18 protein-coding genes are annotated in these 16,365 nt (G+C 63.6%); 9 read left to right on the top strand and 9 right to left on the bottom strand.

Features of this window, described 5'->3' with window-relative positions:
• The first annotated feature begins 51 nt into the window (after positions 1 to 51).
• A complete protein-coding gene (locus tag ACHMW7_RS00955) occupies positions 52 to 408 on the top strand; it encodes a DUF6929 family protein (RefSeq protein WP_395446577.1) in 357 nt (118 codons plus the stop codon).
• Positions 338 to 970, top strand: a complete 633-nt coding sequence (locus ACHMW7_RS00950; protein ID WP_395446576.1) for a DUF6910 family protein — start codon at positions 338 to 340, stop codon at positions 968 to 970. The genes ACHMW7_RS00955 and ACHMW7_RS00950 overlap by 71 nt, the downstream gene beginning before the upstream one ends.
• Here the strand turns inward: ACHMW7_RS00950 and ACHMW7_RS00945 are convergent, their stop codons facing one another.
• Genes ACHMW7_RS00945 through ACHMW7_RS00910 form a run of 8 tightly spaced genes read right to left on the bottom strand, consistent with a single transcriptional unit; the run spans position 971 to position 8,841 of the window.
• The gene (locus ACHMW7_RS00945) at positions 971 to 1,924 is read right to left on the bottom strand and encodes an FAD-binding oxidoreductase (protein WP_395446575.1); all 954 of its coding nucleotides are present in this window, start codon (positions 1,922 to 1,924) and stop codon (positions 971 to 973) included.
• A 6-nt stretch (positions 1,925 to 1,930) separates the two neighbouring features.
• Positions 1,931 to 2,482: a pyridoxamine 5'-phosphate oxidase family protein gene (locus ACHMW7_RS00940; protein WP_395446574.1), complete on the bottom strand. Its 552-nt coding sequence runs from the start codon at positions 2,480 to 2,482 to the stop codon at positions 1,931 to 1,933.
• A 12-nt stretch (positions 2,483 to 2,494) separates the two neighbouring features.
• The gene (locus tag ACHMW7_RS00935; RefSeq protein WP_395446573.1) at positions 2,495 to 3,817 is read right to left on the bottom strand and encodes an aspartate aminotransferase family protein; all 1,323 of its coding nucleotides are present in this window, start codon (positions 3,815 to 3,817) and stop codon (positions 2,495 to 2,497) included.
• Entirely contained in the window at positions 3,814 to 4,596 is a 783-nt protein-coding gene (locus tag ACHMW7_RS00930; RefSeq protein WP_395446572.1) for an N-formylglutamate amidohydrolase, read from the bottom strand. Before ACHMW7_RS00930 ends, ACHMW7_RS00935 begins: the two co-directional genes overlap by 4 nt.
• On the bottom strand, positions 4,596 to 5,918 hold the full coding sequence (locus ACHMW7_RS00925; protein WP_395446571.1) for a glutamine synthetase family protein: 1,323 nt from the start codon (positions 5,916 to 5,918) through the stop codon (positions 4,596 to 4,598). The genes ACHMW7_RS00930 and ACHMW7_RS00925 overlap by 1 nt, the downstream gene beginning before the upstream one ends.
• Positions 5,915 to 6,562 carry a cysteine hydrolase family protein gene (locus ACHMW7_RS00920; RefSeq protein WP_395446570.1) on the bottom strand — a complete coding sequence of 216 codons (648 nt, stop codon included), beginning with the start codon at positions 6,560 to 6,562 and terminating at the stop codon, positions 5,915 to 5,917. The genes ACHMW7_RS00925 and ACHMW7_RS00920 overlap by 4 nt, the downstream gene beginning before the upstream one ends.
• Positions 6,559 to 7,491 carry a MurR/RpiR family transcriptional regulator gene (locus ACHMW7_RS00915; RefSeq protein ID WP_395446569.1) on the bottom strand — a complete coding sequence of 311 codons (933 nt, stop codon included), beginning with the start codon at positions 7,489 to 7,491 and terminating at the stop codon, positions 6,559 to 6,561. Before ACHMW7_RS00915 ends, ACHMW7_RS00920 begins: the two co-directional genes overlap by 4 nt.
• A gap of 27 nt (positions 7,492 to 7,518) precedes the next feature.
• Positions 7,519 to 8,841, bottom strand: a complete 1,323-nt coding sequence (locus tag ACHMW7_RS00910; protein WP_395446568.1) for a M20 family metallopeptidase — start codon at positions 8,839 to 8,841, stop codon at positions 7,519 to 7,521.
• Between the two features lie 251 nt (positions 8,842 to 9,092).
• Here ACHMW7_RS00910 and ACHMW7_RS00905 point away from each other — a divergent pair, with 251 nt between their 5' ends.
• The 6 genes from ACHMW7_RS00905 to ACHMW7_RS00880 all read left to right on the top strand — a co-directional run bounded on the left by ACHMW7_RS00905 (position 9,093) and on the right by ACHMW7_RS00880 (position 14,897).
• Complete coding sequence (locus ACHMW7_RS00905) at positions 9,093 to 10,334, top strand: ABC transporter substrate-binding protein (protein ID WP_395446567.1); 1,242 nt, start codon at positions 9,093 to 9,095, stop codon at positions 10,332 to 10,334.
• Positions 10,335 to 10,404: 70 nt separating this feature from the next.
• Complete coding sequence (locus ACHMW7_RS00900) at positions 10,405 to 11,163, top strand: ABC transporter ATP-binding protein (RefSeq protein ID WP_395446566.1); 759 nt, start codon at positions 10,405 to 10,407, stop codon at positions 11,161 to 11,163.
• Entirely contained in the window at positions 11,160 to 11,888 is a 729-nt protein-coding gene (locus ACHMW7_RS00895; protein ID WP_395446565.1) for an ABC transporter ATP-binding protein, read from the top strand. The genes ACHMW7_RS00900 and ACHMW7_RS00895 overlap by 4 nt, the downstream gene beginning before the upstream one ends.
• A complete protein-coding gene (locus ACHMW7_RS00890; RefSeq protein WP_395446564.1) occupies positions 11,885 to 12,769 on the top strand; it encodes a branched-chain amino acid ABC transporter permease in 885 nt (294 codons plus the stop codon). The genes ACHMW7_RS00895 and ACHMW7_RS00890 overlap by 4 nt, the downstream gene beginning before the upstream one ends.
• On the top strand, positions 12,766 to 13,797 hold the full coding sequence (locus ACHMW7_RS00885) for a branched-chain amino acid ABC transporter permease (RefSeq protein ID WP_395446563.1): 1,032 nt from the start codon (positions 12,766 to 12,768) through the stop codon (positions 13,795 to 13,797). Before ACHMW7_RS00890 ends, ACHMW7_RS00885 begins: the two co-directional genes overlap by 4 nt.
• Positions 13,794 to 14,897, top strand: a complete 1,104-nt coding sequence (locus ACHMW7_RS00880) for an ornithine cyclodeaminase (RefSeq protein WP_395446562.1) — start codon at positions 13,794 to 13,796, stop codon at positions 14,895 to 14,897. The genes ACHMW7_RS00885 and ACHMW7_RS00880 overlap by 4 nt, the downstream gene beginning before the upstream one ends.
• A gap of 27 nt (positions 14,898 to 14,924) precedes the next feature.
• Here the strand turns inward: ACHMW7_RS00880 and ACHMW7_RS00875 are convergent, their stop codons facing one another.
• The gene (locus tag ACHMW7_RS00875; RefSeq protein WP_395446561.1) at positions 14,925 to 15,338 is read right to left on the bottom strand and encodes a VOC family protein; all 414 of its coding nucleotides are present in this window, start codon (positions 15,336 to 15,338) and stop codon (positions 14,925 to 14,927) included.
• 91 nt (positions 15,339 to 15,429) lie between these two features.
• On the opposite strand from ACHMW7_RS00875, the gene ACHMW7_RS00870 reads away from it, so the two are divergent.
• Positions 15,430 to 16,311 carry a LysR family transcriptional regulator gene (locus ACHMW7_RS00870; protein ID WP_395446560.1) on the top strand — a complete coding sequence of 294 codons (882 nt, stop codon included), beginning with the start codon at positions 15,430 to 15,432 and terminating at the stop codon, positions 16,309 to 16,311.
• Positions 16,312 to 16,365 lie beyond the last annotated feature (54 nt).

Genomic DNA, 16,365 nt, shown 5'->3' with positions numbered 1-16,365 from the left:
TGCCGGTCGGAAAGATGGAACCAAACAATCGCAAGCTGCTATGACTGAGCGATGATCGGACTGACGAAGCTACGCGAACTCAATCTGCCAGATGCCGCAAACGGCGAGCGGCCGTCACATTTGAGTGCTGCGAGCGGGCTCGTCTGCCTCGATTCGACGATGTATGTCATCGCCGACGATGAGCTCCATCTTGGTGTTTTTTCGACCACCGACGCCGGCCCTGGCCGGCTGGTCAGGCTGTTCGACGGTGTGCTGCCGGAGGAGAAGGCCGCGCGCAAACGGCAAAAGCCCGACCTCGAAGCACTGACGTTGCTGCCTGCTTTCGAGGGTTTTCACCATGGCGCGCTGTTGGCTGTCGGCTCGGGCTCGCGGCCTAACCGGCGCCCGGGGTGCCCTGCTCGGGCTTGATCCGTTGGGTCGCATTTCAGGTTTGCCACGAAGCCTTGACCTGTCGGCCATGCTGGTTCCGCTTGCCGACGCCTTCGCCGAGGTCAATGTCGAAGGCGCCGTCGTCGCCGGTGACGAACTGTGCCTGTTCCAGCGCGGTAACAAGCAGCACGCGGACAATGCAATCATCCGATACCGGCTTTCTGAGGTCGTCGATGTCGTGACCGGCCGTCGTGCCGATGCGCTTCGGTCGGTGAGGATCGGCAGGCTCGATCTCGGCCATGTCGACGATGTGCCGTTGTGCTTCACCGATGCTGCGTCGCTGCCGGGCGGCGCCATGGTCTTCAGTGCGGTTGCCGAAGACACCGACGACGCTTTCAACGACGGCACATGTGTCGGGGCTGCCATCGGTATCGTCGGGAATGATGGCCGGCTGCGTTTCGTCCATCGGCTCGATCGGCCGTACAAGATCGAGGGCATTCACGCCCAGCTTGCCGGCAACCGCCTCGACCTTCTCGCGGTTACCGACGCCGACGATCCGGACGTTGCAGCAGCGCTCTATTCGGCGACGATCGCGATCTGATCACGCCGGTGGCGACTGGTGCACGAACTCTTCGTTGAAGATGTCGTCCTGGCGCAGACCAAGCTCGCGCAATGCCTTGCGCGCCGCGCCAACCATCCCGGGCGGTCCGCAAAGATAGGCTTCGGTGCCTTCCTGCAACGGCACACCAGTGACATGACCGATGCCGGCGACCGGGTTTCCTGATTTGCCTGACCAGCTTGGGTCTGCGGTGTCGGCGGTGAGTATGATCTCGAGCGGCAGTTCGCGCGCCAGGACGTCAAGTTCGTTAAGGGCGTAGGCATCCTGGGCAGCAGCGAAGCCCAGAACCAGGCTGAGAGGCGGTGGCGAGGACCGATCGATGCCGCGCAGCATGGCGACGATCGGCGCCAGTCCGGTGCCGCCGGCGACGAACAGTTTCGGCCTCGGGCTGGCGCGCAGGTAGAAGATGCCGAACGGACCGCGCACGGTGAACGCATCCTGCGGCTTGGCCCGCGTCGCCAGATAATCCGCCATCGCCCCGCCGGGAATGTCGCGCACATGCAGCACCTGTTCGGCTTCAGCTGGGCCATTGGCCATGGAGAAGCGCCTGGGGCCGTCGATGCCGGGAAAGGTCGCTTCGACGAACTGGCCCGGCAGGAACGGCAGCGGAAACTGCAGCCGGTACCTGATTTCCCAGACCGAGCGCGAGACCTTCCGGAAGCTGTTGATCTTGGCGCGGCGCAGCGTCGGCGGCGAAACATCGGCCCGGCGATAGGGAACGACCGCCTCAAATCCGCCCTGCGCCGGCTCGACGCAGAGCAGCACCTCGTCACCGTTGGGGCGGCGCGCGACACAGGTCCGGCAGGTTCCCTCGCGGCAGCTGTGGGCCAGTGCGTTGCCTGCCTGTTCGGCCGAAGTGAGCACCGAGCCGCCAGGCGCCGGTGCAAAGCTCATGACCTCGCCATCGGCGAAGGTGATCGAAATCCTGTCCATCATGCCCGCTCAGAAATCGTCGGAGACATAGCCGGTCGACAGGCCGTCGATGCTGACGACGTTGTTGCTCAGACGGTAAGCCTCGAGATTGTCTTCGCCCTTGGTCTCGGCCCATTCGATCAGCTCGTTGCGCTCGTGCATCTCGCCGATGACGGGGATGCTCCAGCCGCAGGATGTCGCTACGCTCTCGACGTGGAGGCGGAAGATCTGGCGTGTGCCGGGCAGGCGCGGGAACAGTGCCAGCATGGCTTCCCAGTCCGGATGGTCGGGCCGGATCAAATCCGCCTTGCCGTAGAGCCGAAGCGTCATTGCCTCGCCGGTAAAGGCGCAGAACAGCATCGTCATGCGGCCATTCTCGGTGACATGGGCGGCAGTCTCGTTGCCGCTCCCGGTCAGGTCGAGATAGGTCACCGTGCGCGCGTCGAGCACCCGGAGCGTATCCAGGCCCTTGGGCGACAGGTTGACCCGACCGTCCATGGGCGCGGTGGCGACGAAGAACAGCTTCTGCTCCTCGATGAAGCTGCGGAAGTCAGTTGGAATTTCCTCCCAGCTCAGGCCCATTCTGTGCGCTCCTCACCACATCATGAACGAGGCAACGTCCTTGTCGGACACTTTGCCGGCAAGCACGTCCTCGATCGATTGTCCGACGATGGCGACACCTTCGGCGCCCTCGTCCTCGCTCAGGGTCAAAGGCGGCATGAATTCGAGAACATTCGCCTTGAGCCCGACATAGCTGAACGCGGCGCCAAGCTGGTAGCCGCGATAGATGATCTTGGCGGTGGTCGTTGCCGGCACCGGTTCGCGTGTCTGTCGGTCCGCAACGAGGTCGATACCGACAGCGAGACCACGACCTCTGACATCACCGATCATTTCGTATTTCGCTGCGAGCGCCCGCAAGCCGTCGGCGAACAGAGCGCCGATCCGCGCCGACCTTGCCGTCAGGTTTTCGCTGGCGATGGTCTTCAGCACGGCGCCGCCGGCGGCGGTGGCGACCGGGTTGCCGGCGGTTGTCAGCAGCGCGAAGGCCGGCGCGTGATCCATGATCTCGCGCGGCCCGACGACCGCCGAGAGCGGCAGCCCGCCGCCGAGGCCCTTGCCGAACACTACCAGATCGGGTGTCAGCCCCTCGTGCTGGAAGCAATGCATCAGACCGCTGCGCGCGAGGCCGACCTTGACCTCGTCGACGACGATCCTGATGCCATGTTTTCGGCAGCGTTCCTGAAGCCCGGCAAGGAAACCGGGCGGCGGCACGATCAGGCCGCCGTCCGACATCAGCGGCTCGATGAAGACAGCCGCGACCTGGTCAGGCGGGCAGGTGGTCTCGAACTGATAGTCGAGCAAGGCAAGCACGTCGTCGGCGCTGAAGCGCGGCCGGAACGGGTCGGGATAGGGCAGGAGCACGACACCCGGCCGCGGCAAGGTATGGGTCATCGCCGTATGCCCGCTGATGCCCATCGAGCCCGACAGGTTGCCGTGATAGGAGCCGATGAACGAGATGAAACGCGAGCGCCCGGTGGCAGCCTGCAGCACGCGGACGGCGCAATCATTGGCATCGGAGCCGGAGTGTCCGAACCAGACGCGCCGTTCGCCTTCGCCGGGCGTGATCGCCAAAAGCTGTTCCGCCAGCGAGACCGCAGGCTCGTTGGGGTAGAGCAGGAGGCTGGCGCCCGCCATGTCGCGTACGGCGCGTTCGACGGCCCCGACGATTGCCGGATGGCCGTAGCCCAGGATGGCCGGACCGGCCGATCCCGAGAGATCGAGCACCTCGCGTCCGCCTTCTTCGATCAGGCGATTGCCGCGCCCACCGACAAGGCTCAGCGGCGAGAACCTGAGCCTGCCGATCTCGGCGACGACCCTGGCGTCGCGTTCGCGCAGCGAAAGCCCCGACGTGTTCATGTCGCCATTTCTCCGCTGAAAGCCGGCAGGGCTAAGACCAGGCGGTTCGCCCACGCGTCGATATCGTCAGACGATGTCAAAAGGTCCTGGCGGATCTCGATCAGGACAGCCTCGTGGCCGCGATCGTCGCCATGGACCGGTATGGCGTAGTCGGAATCGCGGTTGATGACGTAAGGCACGTTGGCATCGACATTGAGCGCCGGCCCGCTGTCGCGCAGGCCGTTGACGAGCTTCTCGCCCAACTCCGTTGCGCCAGCAAACAGCACGCCTGCGTGCCACGGCCTGGGCACGCCGAGATAGGTCGGCGTGAAGCTGTGTACGGTGACGATGCGCGTCGGCCTCGCATCCTTCTCACGACCGGCGAGATGGCTGCTGACCTTGTCGTGGAAGGGTCTGAACATGATGGCTTCGCGGCGCGCCCGTTCGGCCTCTCCGATACCGCTATTGCCGGGAATAACCGTGTCCTCGGAAAGAGTGGGGATGCTTCCTTCCGATCCGAGTGGCCTGTTGAGGTCGATCAGCAGCCGCGAGTAGTTGCTGAGAAAGGCCGGAGCATCGAGCAGTGCCGATAGCCGCTGCGTCAGCAAGGCCGCGCCGATGTCCCAGGCGATGTGCCGTTGCAGGGCGGTTTCGGAAAGACCCAGGCGATTGTACTCGGCGGGCATGTGGTTGGAGGCGTGCTCGCACAGCAGCACGATGTCCGAACGGCCGGTCTCGTTGAGCACGACGACGGCTTCGGGCCAGTCATTGGCCCGATTATGCAATGCACCTGATGACATCAATAGAGCGTCCGGTAGAGCTCGCAGATCGCTGTCTTGTCCTGGCTGGCAAGCTTGGCGATCTCGGCGCGCTTGACGCCGACAAAGGTCTCGATGAACGCCGGCGCAAACCAGCTGGTCACCGTAGTGCTGTCGAGCAGCACGTCGAGCGCGGCGTCCAGCGTCTCAGGCAGCCTGACAAGGCCCAGTGCATCTCGCTCGCCGTCACTCATCAGCGTCGGGTCGTCGGAGACGAGCGGCGGCACCGGCAGCTTGTGCGTGATGCCGTCCAGACCGGCGCGGACGATGGCCGCCAGCGCCAGATAGGGATTGGCGGTGGCGTCAGCTGCGCGGTACTCGATGTTGAACTGCCTGGCCGGGTCGCGGCCGCCGATGGTCACGGTCGGGCAGATGCGCAGCGTTGCCTCGCGGTTCTTGTCGGCGAGCCAGGTATAGGATGAGCTCCAGTTGTGCGGTGTCAGGCGATAATAGGACGGCACGCTGGCAGCGGTCAGGCAGGTGATCGCCGGCAGGTGCTTGACGATGCCGGCGCAGAACGAACCGGCCGCAACCGACAGCCCGCCGGGGCCGCTCGGGTCGTAGGTGACCGGCTGGCCGGCCTCGTCGACGAAGCTGAAATGGATGTGGACGCCGTTGCCGACGGCGGTCGGCGCCGTCTTGGGGGCAAAGCTGGCACGCCAGCCAAAATTGCGCGCCACTTCCTTGGTGATCTCGCGGATCGCCACCGCGCGGTCCGCCGCAGTCAGCGCGTCGGTCGGCGCATGGGTGATTTCGAACTGGTCGGCGCCGAATTCGGCGATGATCACCTCAGGCTCGACGCCGGCTTCCTCGAGTGCTGCCATCAGGTTTGGCGCAAACGGGTCGGTACGCCGCAGTGCGTCGACCGAGAACGAATGCGCGGTCGGGAAATTGGCGCCGAAGATCTGGAATTCCTGCTCGAAGGTCGCCACCACCGACAGGCCGGTTGCCGTCTTCAGGTCGGCCAGGGCCTGCTGCAGCATGGTGCGGGTGCAGCCGAGCCACGGCGTGCCGTCGAGCGCGACGATGTTGCCGGCAACGATGTCGAATGGCGTGGCCGAGCCGGTGAGGTCGGTCCTGTAGCGCGCCTTGAGGTCCGGCAAGATCCGGAGGTCGCCTTCCGAACCCCATGGATTTGGATCGGCGATGGAGTTGAACGGTGTCAGCGACAGGTTGGCCTGGAGCCAGCCGATGCCGGTTTCGGCGACCTTGCCCAGCTTGCTTTCGACAACCGAGCGGCCACGCGTCACCGCGGCAAGATCGGTCGTCACCACGGCGACCAGGGGTTCGAAGCGGTTGGTCATGCCTGATTTCCCAAAGCGTTGAAGCGGGCAACGACCGTCGCCGTATCGGCGGTCCAGCAGTAGCCCTTGAAAGCGGAGAGCGCGGTGTCGTGGCGCAGCTTGGTGAAGGATGCGCAGGCGTCGGAAACACAGGTGACGAGGTAGCCCCGGTCGGCGGCGTCACGGACGGCCATGTCGACGCACTGGTCGGTCATGATGCCGGCGATGACGAGCTGGCGAATGCCGAGATTGCGCAGGACATAGTCGACATTCGTCGAGTTGAAGATGCCCGAAGAGGTCTTGGGCAACATGATCTCGTCGCCGACGGGAGCAAGGCTCGGAACGGGCAACCCCTCGGGCATGCTCGGCGGCACGTGCATCGGCGTCAGCTTGTGATCGAGCGAGCGGTCGCGGCCGTCCTCGGTGAGGCTCTGGATGATGGTGTGCAGGACCTCGACGCCGTTGGCACGTGCCGCTGCCAGCAGGCGTTCCACGTTGGGAATGGTCCGTGTCGCCGTCTCGCGATAGAAATAATGGTCCGCTGTCAGGTCGGCGTGATCGGGGTCGAGGCCGGGCTCCAGCCAGATCCGCTGCATGTCGACGATCAGGAGCGCCGTTGCGCCCGGCTGATAGGGCGCATCGCGCCCTGGCAGTTTTTCGCTCATTGCTTGGGTTCTTTCTTCGAACGTTTCGGACCGAACGAGCCGGAGCCGGAGTCGGGCTCGGTTGCGCTGCGTCTTGTGCTGTCGAGGGTGACGGCATTGGCGTGCCGCACATTTTCGAGATCGACGATGCGGGTACGGGTGGCCTCGCTCATCGTCGAAACGATGTGGGCGACAAGCGCTTCGATCTGGGCCACCGCAGGCGCCATCGAGTCGTAGGGCGACTCGACCTCGAGCTGGCTGACGATGACCACTTCGGCGAGATCGGCGATGGGCGACAGCCAGGGGTCGGTGAAAAGCACGATGCGTACGCCCCGCGCCGCGGCCTGTCTGGCATAGGCGACGACGTCGAGCTGGTAGCGGCGATAGTCGAGAACGACCAGCACATCACGCTTGTCGAGGTCGACGAGCGTGTCGAAATCCTGGGCGGAAAGCGACGCCACCTCGCGGATGCCGGGCCGGAACTGCATGAGATAGCCGGCGAGCATGCCGGCGACATGGCGGCTGAAGCGGCCGCCGATCAGGACGACCTGGCCCTTGGCCTCCATGATCAGCTTGGCGGCGCGGTCATAGGTCTGTGGCGGGGTCGCGGTGGTCGACTTGTCGACGCAGGCCGTCACCGATTTCAGGTAGGAGATGATGACGCCGTCCCGGCTGCCGTCGGGGCTCTTTGCCCCCATCATCTCCAGTGGCGAGTGCAGCCGCGCCTCGACCTCGGCGAGCAGCTTCGACTGGAAATCGGCGATGCCATCGAAGCCGAGCTTCATCACCAGCCGCACCACTGTCGGGTCGCTCACCCCGGCGCGGCGCGCCAGGCTTGTCGCTGTCCCGAGACCCGACGTTGGATAGTCGGTCAGCAACAGCCGCACGATCTTTTCCTCGGAAGGTGTCAGGGAGAGGTCCTCCCGCATCAGAACGTCTCTAATGGCCATCAATGCCTCCAGTGCTCGACAGCGCGATCAGATTTCACGCAGGCCGCAGAATTCCGCGATGGTTGCCGCCAGCACCTTGGTGGTTTCGACGAGGCTGTCTATCTCGACATACTCGTCGATGCCGTGCAGGCCATCGCCCGAACACCCGTAGATGACACAGGGAATTCCAGCGCCGGAGTAGTGTGCCGCGTCGCAGACGCCGGCCATTGCCGAGATCTCGACCGGCAGGCCGAGCGCCTTGCGCTGGCTGACCAGCGACTGGACGATGGCGTGGTCGACGGGGGTGTCGAGCGGCGGGAAATGCAGCCCCTGCAGTTCCCAGATGACGCGCGGCGGGTTCTGCCTGAGGAAGCCGTGCTGCGAGGCAAAGGCGCGGACGAAGGCTTCGAACTCGGCGCGAACGTTTTCCTTCTTTTCCTGCGGCAAGAATTTCAGGTCGAGATCGACGACGAAAGCATCGGGGATGATCGCGGGGTTGGACAAGAGCGTGGGCCTGCCGTCGGCATCGGGCGAAACGCCGCCGATGACCACGCCGGGGTTGATGGTGGTGATACCCGGCGGCAGCAGCGGGTGGAACTTGTTCATGCCCCATTCGCGCTCGAATTCGCGCAGCGCCATGATGAACAAGGTGCCGAGCTCGATGGCGTTGACACCCGGCTCGAGCCGCTTCGGATTATCGTGGCGCTGTGGATAGATCGTGTTGTAGCGCCAACCGGCATGCGCGCTCTTGCCCGGAATGGCAACGCGCACCCATTCGAGCCCGCCGGCAGCGGGCAGGATTTCGCCCCATGTCGGCTCGGTGACGATGCCGGCGCGGGCCTTGGGCATCGTCCTTGCGGCATGTGCCGCACCGAAACCGCCGGCTTCCTCGTCGACCACGGCATGGAAATCGATGCGACCGATGGGGCGGTAGCCGGCCTTGCCGATGGCCCTTACCGCCGCCGCCATGGTAGCGATGCCGCATTTCATGTCGATCGCACCGCGGCCCCAGACCCGACCGTCGCGGATTTCACCGCCGAACGGATCGACCGTCCATCTGGCTTCATCGACCACCGGCACGACGTCGACATGGCCGTTGAGCAGCAAGCTGCGCTCGTCGCTGCCGGGGAGCGTGCCGATCAGATTGGGCCGGTTCGGAAACACTTCCTGCTGCTGGGTGGTCAGCCCGATCTCCTCCAGCACGCGTGCCAGATGCGCCTGCACCTCAGGCTCGCGGTTGAGCTTTTCGTTCGCTTCGAACTTCGGATTGACTGAGGGGATCCTGACTAGGTCACGGGTCAGGCCGACGACGAAATCGCGTTCCTGCTCAACGACTTGCTGGATGCTTTCGATGGCCTTCTCGATGCTCATGGCTCTCCCCGTTGCTGCTTTCAGGCTTGACCAAGCTCTAGCCCAATGACGAAGAGAATTCTACAAGAAAATAGTTCAACGTCAATCTTGAAGAGATATTGACATAGCTGTGACGATGGTCTTACCTCACGTCAAAGCGGGGACCGCAAGCAAGAAAGCCGCCGGCAAAGGCGGCGCCAGCGCATCCAGCAATTCAGATCGGCGGCGGTCTCGATCGCCGACGTCGCCAGTTTCAACAATGGGAGATTGAAATGAGTACCAAACGTCTGATCGTGGCCTTGCTGGCCACATCGATGCTCGTCGCCGGTGTGGTGCCAGGCAGCGCCCAGGACAAGACGACCAAGATCGCATTGCTTGCGCCGGTTTCCGGCAAGGCCGCTGCCGATGGCGCCGAGATGGTCAATGGCGCGCGCATGGCGGTCGACGAAATCAATGCTGCCGGCGGCGTTGCCGGCTACAAGCTCGAGCTCGTCGTCGGCGACATCCAGGATTCGACGCCCGACGTCGTCACCAGCGTCTTCGAACGCCTCGCCGGCGACCGCGACGTCAACGCCATGGTCTCGGGCTACACCAGCACGACCAATTTCGAGATCGAACTGATGGCCGAGCAGGAGATGCCCTACATCATCGCCGGCAACACCGCGGAGACGCGCGCCATCATTTCGGCTGCGCCCGACAAATATCCGACGGTCTGGTCCTACATGCCGACCTACGACGCCTATGAATCTGAGTTGGTCTCCGTGGTCGATGGCCTTGAAAAGTCCGGCAAGCTGCCGGCCGGCAACAAGAAGGCGGCGCTGATCTCATCGGACAATCCCTACTCCAAGACGATCATGGACGGGCTGAAGAAGAACTTCGAGGCGGCCGGCTGGACCGTGACTTCGACCGATCTCCTGCCGTTCGGCGAAATCAACGACTGGCGGCCGTTCCTTGCCAAGGTCCGCGAGGCCAAGCCCGCGGTAATCGTCAACGCCGACTACATCTCGGCCAATGCGGCAACGTTCCTGACCCAGTTCCTCGAGCAGCCGACCAAGAGCCTGGTCTTCATCCAGTACGCGCCGTCCGTTCCCGAGTTCATGGAGCTGACCAAGGATAAGTCCACCGGCATCATGTACAACATGATCGGCGGGCTCTATGGCACCACCGGCGACAACAAGCGCGCCACCGAGGTGGTGTCCAAATACAAGGCCAAATACGGTGCCGAGCCGGGCGGCTATGGCGCCCATCTCTACGAGCAGGTCTACATCTACGCCGACGCACTGGCCAAGGTCGGCGACCCGGCCGATCGCCTGGCGATCGGCAAGGCTATCGGCGAGACCGACAAGCAGGTCGCCATCGGCCGCATCGCCTTCGATCCCAAGACGCATCTTGCGCTCCAGGGTGCCGACGCCGTGCCGATCCTGTTCTTCCAGCTGTGGAACGGCGAGCGCAAGCTTGTCTATCCGGCCAACCTGGCCGGGGCCGAGTTCCAGACGCCGCCCTGGATGAAGTGATCCTTCACGACTTCCGACGGCCGGTGTCACCATCATGCCCGGCCGTCGCCCCTCATCGAGGAAATGAGACATGAACGCATCGCCAGATCAAAATGGCGCTCTCCTGCAAGCGCGCAATGTCACCCGTCGGTTCGGCGAACTGGTCGCCGTCAACGATGTGTCGTTCGACGTACTCAAGGGCGAGATTTTCGGCATCGCCGGCCCCAATGGCAGCGGCAAGAGCACGCTGTTCAACATCCTGACCGGCATTCCGTTCGGCCCGTCGGGCGGGCGGATCATCTTCAAGGGTGAGGAAATCCAGCGCCTGCCGGCCTACCGGATCAGCCAGGCTGGTCTGGTCCGAACGTTCCAGAAGGACGCCGAGTTTCCGACCATGACGGCGCGCGAAAACGTCGTCTGCGGCGCGGTCTATTGTGGCGGGTTGCGACGCGAGGCCGCTCAGGCGGCCGCCGATGATGCGCTCGACGCCGTCGGTTTCGACAAAAGGCGCCAGTCGCTGCCGGCGATGGACCTGTCGGTCTACGAGCGAAAGCAGCTGATGATCGCGTCCGCTATCTCAGGCAATCCGGCGATGCTGTTGCTCGATCAGCCGGCTGCCGGCCTGACCAAGCCCGAGATCAAGGAACTCGGCGATCTCGTTCTTGGCATCCGCAACCGGGGAGTGACGATCATTCTGATCGAACACGTCCTGACATTGCTGCTGAAAGTGTCGGAACGGCTGATGGTTCTCAACCAGGGTGCCGTGCTGGCGCATGGCGATCCGCACGAAGTGGTACGCGATCCGCGCGTCGTCGAAGCCTATCTCGGCAAACGGGAGCTCGTCCTATGACGCAAGATCTGGCGCTCGAAGTCTCTGATGTCCGTGCCGGCTATGACAGCTACGACGTGCTGATGGGTGTATCGCTCAAGGTCGGCGCCAATGAGCGGGTTGGGCTGTTTGGCCCCAACGGCCATGGCAAGACCACGCTGCTCAACGCGATCTCCGGCGTCATCAAGCCGCGCGTTGGCAACATCCGTTTTTTGGACGACGAGATTGCGGGCAAGTCGCCGCAGGCGGTCGTCGATCGCGGCCTGATTCATGTTCCCCAGGCCAACCTGCTGTTCCCGCAGATGGAAGTCATGGAGACGCTTGAGCTCGCGGCCTTCTGCAAGCGGGCCAAGCCGGAGAAGTCGGCCAATCTCGACAAGGTGCTGCAGCTGTTTCCGCGCCTGAAGGAGCGCCGGCGCCAGCAATGCAAGACGCTGTCCGGCGGCGAACGGCAGATGCTGTCGATCGGCGTCGGCCTGATGTGCGCGCCGAAGATGCTGATGCTCGACGAGCCGACGCTTGGCCTGTCGCCCAAGCTGAAGGACGAGCTTGCCGTTGCCATCGGCGAGATCTCGCAGACCGGCATCCCGCTTCTGCTCGTCGAGCAGGACATTTCATTCGTCCTGTCGCTCGCCGACCGGATGTATCTCGTCGACCACGGCGAGATCACCCGCGAAGTCAGCAAGGGCCAGGACGTCGACCACGAACAGATTATGCAAATGTATTTCGGCGAGGAGCACGCATGATGAGCCTTGATGCTTTCAGCGCCCTGCTTGTCAGCGGGCTCGTGCTGGGTTCGATCTACGCGATGATGGCCAGCGGCCTGTCGCTTGTCTGGACAACGCTCGGCATCTTCAACTTCGCCCATGGCGTCTTCATGGCCCTTGGCGCCTATGTCGCCTGGACGGTTTCCGACGTCGCCGGCCTCAACCTCTGGCTCGGCTTTGCCATCGCCATGTCGGTGGCCTTCATGGCGGGGCTGGGCATTCTCATCGAGCGCACCGTGGTGCGCCCGTTCTACGGCCAACGCGACATGCTGCTGATCACCGTCATGACGACACTCGCCGTCATGATGTTCCTGGAAAAGGGAATCCAGATGCTGTGGGGCCCGCGTCTCAAGCAGCTGCGCCCGATCGTCGAGGGCAAGGTCTCGCTGCTCGGCATCACCATCTCCGCCCAGGAGGCGTTCATCATTGTCATCGCGCCAGTGGTTCTGGCGGCATTGTGGGCATTCCTGCGCAAGACATCGACGGGCAGGGGTATCCGCGCCGTTGGCCAGAATCCCGACGCGGCCAAGCTTATCGGCATCAACGCCTCGGCGATGTTCGCCATCACCTTCGCGCTTTCCGCCGTGCTTGCCGGCTTCACCGGTATCCTGCTGGGATCGTTGCGCTTGCTGACACCGGGGCTCGGCGCAGAGCCACTGATCAAGGCCTTCATCATCGTCATCTTCGGCGGCATGGGCTCATTGGCCGGCACCATCGGAGCCGCCTACATCATCGGCCTCGTCGAAGCTTTCCTGATCACCACGGTTGGTTTTTACTGGGCACCGTCGGCCCTGTTCCTCATCCTCATCGCGGTACTTCTGGTGCGGCCCGAGGGTCTGTTCGGAAGGAGGGTCGCATGATCCGCTCGCTCTCAGGCAATCGCGCATTGGTCATCGCCGCGACGCTCGCCGTTGCCGTTCTGATGCCGTTCTTCGTCCAGGACACCTATTGGCGGCACCTGTTCATCATCGCTTTCATCTACGCGATGGTGGCGTCGAACTGGGACCTCAGCCTCGGTTACGCCGGTATCTTCAACTTCGGCCATGTCGCCTTCTTCGGCGTCGGCGTCTATGCGGCGGCCCTTTCGACCAAGTTCCTCGGCGCCGATCCGTGGATCGCCATCTTCCTCGGCGGGCTTGCCGCCTCGCTTGCCGGCGCGCTTGTCGCGCTGCCGGTGATCAGGCTCAAGGGCATCTATGTCGTGCTGGTGACCTTCGCCTTCGGTCAGCTCGTCTTGCAGCTGGTGCTGAGCCAGTCCGAAATCACCGGTGGCACGCAAGGCATCGTACGCATCCCGGCGCTCGAGGCGTTCGGCTACAGCTTCCTGCGCGATTTTAAGTTCGGCTACTATTATGTGGCGCTCGGCCTTTTGGTCGTCTCGACGATCTTCCTGCGCTTTGTCGTCAGGTCGGACTTCGGCATGTCGCTGCGCGCCCTGCGCGACAATGAGGAATATGCTGTTGCCCGTGGCATCCCGACCGGCCTGCAACGCCTCAAGGTGCTGGTCGCCAGCGCTTTCTTCACCGGCGTCGCCGGCGGGTTCTTCGCTGTCTATCTACGTGTCGCTTCGCCGGAAATCTTCGGCTTCCCGGTCCAGTCGCTGGTTCTCTCAATGGTGCTCGTCGGTGGCACCGGTACGATCTACGGACCGATCGCGGCAGCGGTTATCCTCACCTTTGCCTCGGAGATGCTGGGCAGCATCGAAGGGCTCGACGAAGGCCGCGTGATGCTGATCGCCGTGGCGATGATCGTCGTGCTGCTGTTCTTCCCCAATGGGCTGGCCTCGATCTGGCGCCGGCGTTCGCAACGCGCGGCGCTCGCAGACAATGCGGAAACGGCCGTTGCCAAAACCCGCCTGATCGAAAATTCCGCAGGAGCATCGCGATGATTTCATCCTCCGTCACCCGCCCGGCGCAACCTCCCAAGACCTCCGCGCCGGGCACGCTGGCCATTGTTCCGTTCGTCAGCGTCGACAACATGATGAGGCTGGTTCTCGCCATCGGCGTCGAGCGCTTTTTGGTCGAGCTCGCTGGCTACATCGAGGAGGACTTCAAGCGCTGGACACTTTTCGACAAGACGCCGCGTGTCGCCTCACACAGCCTGGAGGGCGTCATCGAACTGATGCCGACCAGTGATGGCAGCCTCTACGGCTTCAAATATGTCAACGGCCACCCCAAGAACACGCGTGACGGCCGCCAGACGGTGACCGCCTTTGGTGTGCTGTCCGACGTCGGCAGCGGCTATCCGGTGCTGCTGAGCGAGATGACCATCCTGACGGCACTGCGCACAGCAGCAACTTCGGCTGTCGCGGCAAAGTATCTCGCGCCGCAGGATGCCTCCTGCATGGCGTTGATCGGCAACGGCGCGCAGTCCGAGTTTCAGGCGCTGGCGTTCCGTGCACTGCTCGGCGTCGACAAGCTGCGCCTCTACGACATCGACGTGACGGCGTCTCAGCGCTGTGCAGGCAATCTCGTCGGACTGGGTTTCGATATCGCAGTCTGCAGCTCGGTACAGGAAGCTGTCGCAGGTGCACAGATCATCACGACCGTGACCGCCGACAAGCAGTATGCGACGATCCTCACCGACAACATGGTTGGCAGCGGCGTCCACATCAACGCGGTGGGCGGCGATTGTCCGGGCAAGACCGAGCTGCATCGCGACATCCTGCTGCGGTCCGGCATCTTCGTCGAATACACGCCGCAGACCCGGATCGAGGGCGAGATCCAGCAGCTCGATGCAGACCATCCGGTGACCGAGCTGTGGCAGGTGATCGCGGATCAGGCCCCCGGTCGCACCAGCGCGCAGCAGATCACCCTGTTCGACTCGGTAGGGTTCGCAACCGAGGACTTTTCGGCGCTGCGCTATGTCAGAGACCAGCTCGCGGCCACCGGGCTTTATTCCGAGCTCGATCTCATCGCCGATCCCGACGAGCCGCGCGACCTGTTCGGCATGCTGCTGCGCATGCAAGGAAACATCGCCGCGCACTGATCGCTGCGATGGCCCGGCTGCGTGCGCCTACGCGGCGAAGACGCCGTCGAAATCCTTGAAGCCCTTGACCTCGATCGGATTGCCGGAGGGGTCGAAGAAAAACATCGTGCGCTGCTCGCCGGCTTTGCCCTCGAAGCGGATGACAGGGGGAATGTCGAAGGCGATGCCGCCCTGCTTCAAGCGATCGGCGAGCGCGAACCAGTCGGCGAGCGGGAGCACGATGCCGAAATGCGGCATCATGACCAGGTGATTGCCGACCTTGCCGGTGCGTGTGACCTCGAACGGCTTGCCGAGATGCAACGACAGCTGATGGCCGAAGAAGTCGAAATCCACCCAGGTGTCGGTCGAGCGTCCTTCGACACAGCCGAGCACATCGCCGTAAAAGCTGCGCGCCGCGTCGAGGTCGGTGACGTGGATGGCGAGATGGAACAGTGATTTCATTGCTGGTCATTCCTGCTGTTTGACCGACATCTAGAACGTCCGCTAGGAAAGGAAAACTACGGAATTGTGTTTCTGAGCCTAAGGAAATCTGTTGGATATCCGGTTTCTACAGAGCCTTGTGGCGGTGGTCGAGACCGGCTCGATCGTTGCTGCCGCGCGGCGGGAAAGGCTGACACCAGCGGCTGTCAGCCAGCGCATTCAGGCGCTGGAGCGAACCCTCGGTTGCCCGCTTCTCGTTCGTGGCGCCCACACCGCACGCCCGACGGAGGCCTGTCTTTCGCTGCTGCCGCGCGCCCGCGCGCTTGTTCGCGACGCGTCGCTGCTTGTCGATGACCTCGACGCCAGCGGCCTGTCCGGTGATTTACGCGTTGGTGCGATCTCTACTGTCCTGACCGGACTGGTGCCGGTGGTGCTGGGCAGGCTCGCTGAACGCGCGCCATCGCTGAAACTGCGGCTGACGCCTGGAACGTCCGAGCATCTCTATGATCAGATGCTTGCCGGCCAACTGGATACGGCCATTCTCGTCGAGCCGCCCTTTGCGCTTCCCAAGTCGCTGAACTCGGTGCGCATATCGCGCGAGCCGCTGGTGTATCTGACGCAGGACCGCGTCGCGCCTGCCGACATCGTCGACCATGCGCGGAACACGCCATTCATCCGCTACGACCCTTTGTCGTGGGGCGGGAGGATCGTGGCTGGCTACATGGACAAGGCTGGCCTGCACCCGGACGTGCGTTGCGACATGGACGCGCTGGAGACCATCGCGATCCTGGTTTCCAAGGGCATAGGCAGTTCACTGGTGCCGCAGTGGCCGGGGCTCATCGCCAATGGCTTCAACATCGTGCCCGTGCCCGACGCGCAGGCACACCAACGGTCGCTGTCCTTTCTCGCGCCGAGTGTTCCGCAAAAGCCGAACGCCATCCGGCTTCTACGCGATCTGCTTGTCGAGGCTGCAAACTGCCGAACCGGGTGTTAAGAAGGCGCACGATCCTGCCTGAACGACGGGTTTGAAACGCACACAGGCCTCCAG

The organism is Aminobacter sp. UC22_36, from assembly GCF_044056035.1.
Taxonomy (GTDB): Bacteria; Pseudomonadota; Alphaproteobacteria; order Rhizobiales; family Rhizobiaceae; genus Aminobacter.
The sequence above is the reverse complement of the archived record's forward strand: the minus strand, read 5'-3'. Positions and strand labels throughout refer to the sequence as shown.

Bases quoted from the DNA above. Each gene is read 5' to 3' on its own strand.
- ACHMW7_RS00955 (WP_395446577.1), top strand. From the start codon at position 52: ATGATCGGACTGACGAAGCTACGCGAACTCAATCTGCCAGATGCCGCA.
- ACHMW7_RS00950 (WP_395446576.1), top strand. From the start codon at position 338: ATGGCGCGCTGTTGGCTGTCGGCTCGGGCTCGCGGCCTAACCGGCGCC.
- ACHMW7_RS00945 (WP_395446575.1), bottom strand. From the start codon at position 1,924: ATGATGGACAGGATTTCGATCACCTTCGCCGATGGCGAGGTCATGAGC.
- ACHMW7_RS00940 (WP_395446574.1), bottom strand. From the start codon at position 2,482: ATGGGCCTGAGCTGGGAGGAAATTCCAACTGACTTCCGCAGCTTCATC.
- ACHMW7_RS00935 (WP_395446573.1), bottom strand. From the start codon at position 3,817: ATGAACACGTCGGGGCTTTCGCTGCGCGAACGCGACGCCAGGGTCGTC.
- ACHMW7_RS00930 (WP_395446572.1), bottom strand. From the start codon at position 4,596: ATGTCATCAGGTGCATTGCATAATCGGGCCAATGACTGGCCCGAAGCC.
- ACHMW7_RS00925 (WP_395446571.1), bottom strand. From the start codon at position 5,918: ATGACCAACCGCTTCGAACCCCTGGTCGCCGTGGTGACGACCGATCTT.
- ACHMW7_RS00920 (WP_395446570.1), bottom strand. From the start codon at position 6,562: ATGAGCGAAAAACTGCCAGGGCGCGATGCGCCCTATCAGCCGGGCGCA.
- ACHMW7_RS00915 (WP_395446569.1), bottom strand. From the start codon at position 7,491: ATGGCCATTAGAGACGTTCTGATGCGGGAGGACCTCTCCCTGACACCT.
- ACHMW7_RS00910 (WP_395446568.1), bottom strand. From the start codon at position 8,841: ATGAGCATCGAGAAGGCCATCGAAAGCATCCAGCAAGTCGTTGAGCAG.
- ACHMW7_RS00905 (WP_395446567.1), top strand. From the start codon at position 9,093: ATGAGTACCAAACGTCTGATCGTGGCCTTGCTGGCCACATCGATGCTC.
- ACHMW7_RS00900 (WP_395446566.1), top strand. From the start codon at position 10,405: ATGAACGCATCGCCAGATCAAAATGGCGCTCTCCTGCAAGCGCGCAAT.
- ACHMW7_RS00895 (WP_395446565.1), top strand. From the start codon at position 11,160: ATGACGCAAGATCTGGCGCTCGAAGTCTCTGATGTCCGTGCCGGCTAT.
- ACHMW7_RS00890 (WP_395446564.1), top strand. From the start codon at position 11,885: ATGATGAGCCTTGATGCTTTCAGCGCCCTGCTTGTCAGCGGGCTCGTG.
- ACHMW7_RS00885 (WP_395446563.1), top strand. From the start codon at position 12,766: ATGATCCGCTCGCTCTCAGGCAATCGCGCATTGGTCATCGCCGCGACG.
- ACHMW7_RS00880 (WP_395446562.1), top strand. From the start codon at position 13,794: ATGATTTCATCCTCCGTCACCCGCCCGGCGCAACCTCCCAAGACCTCC.
- ACHMW7_RS00875 (WP_395446561.1), bottom strand. From the start codon at position 15,338: ATGAAATCACTGTTCCATCTCGCCATCCACGTCACCGACCTCGACGCG.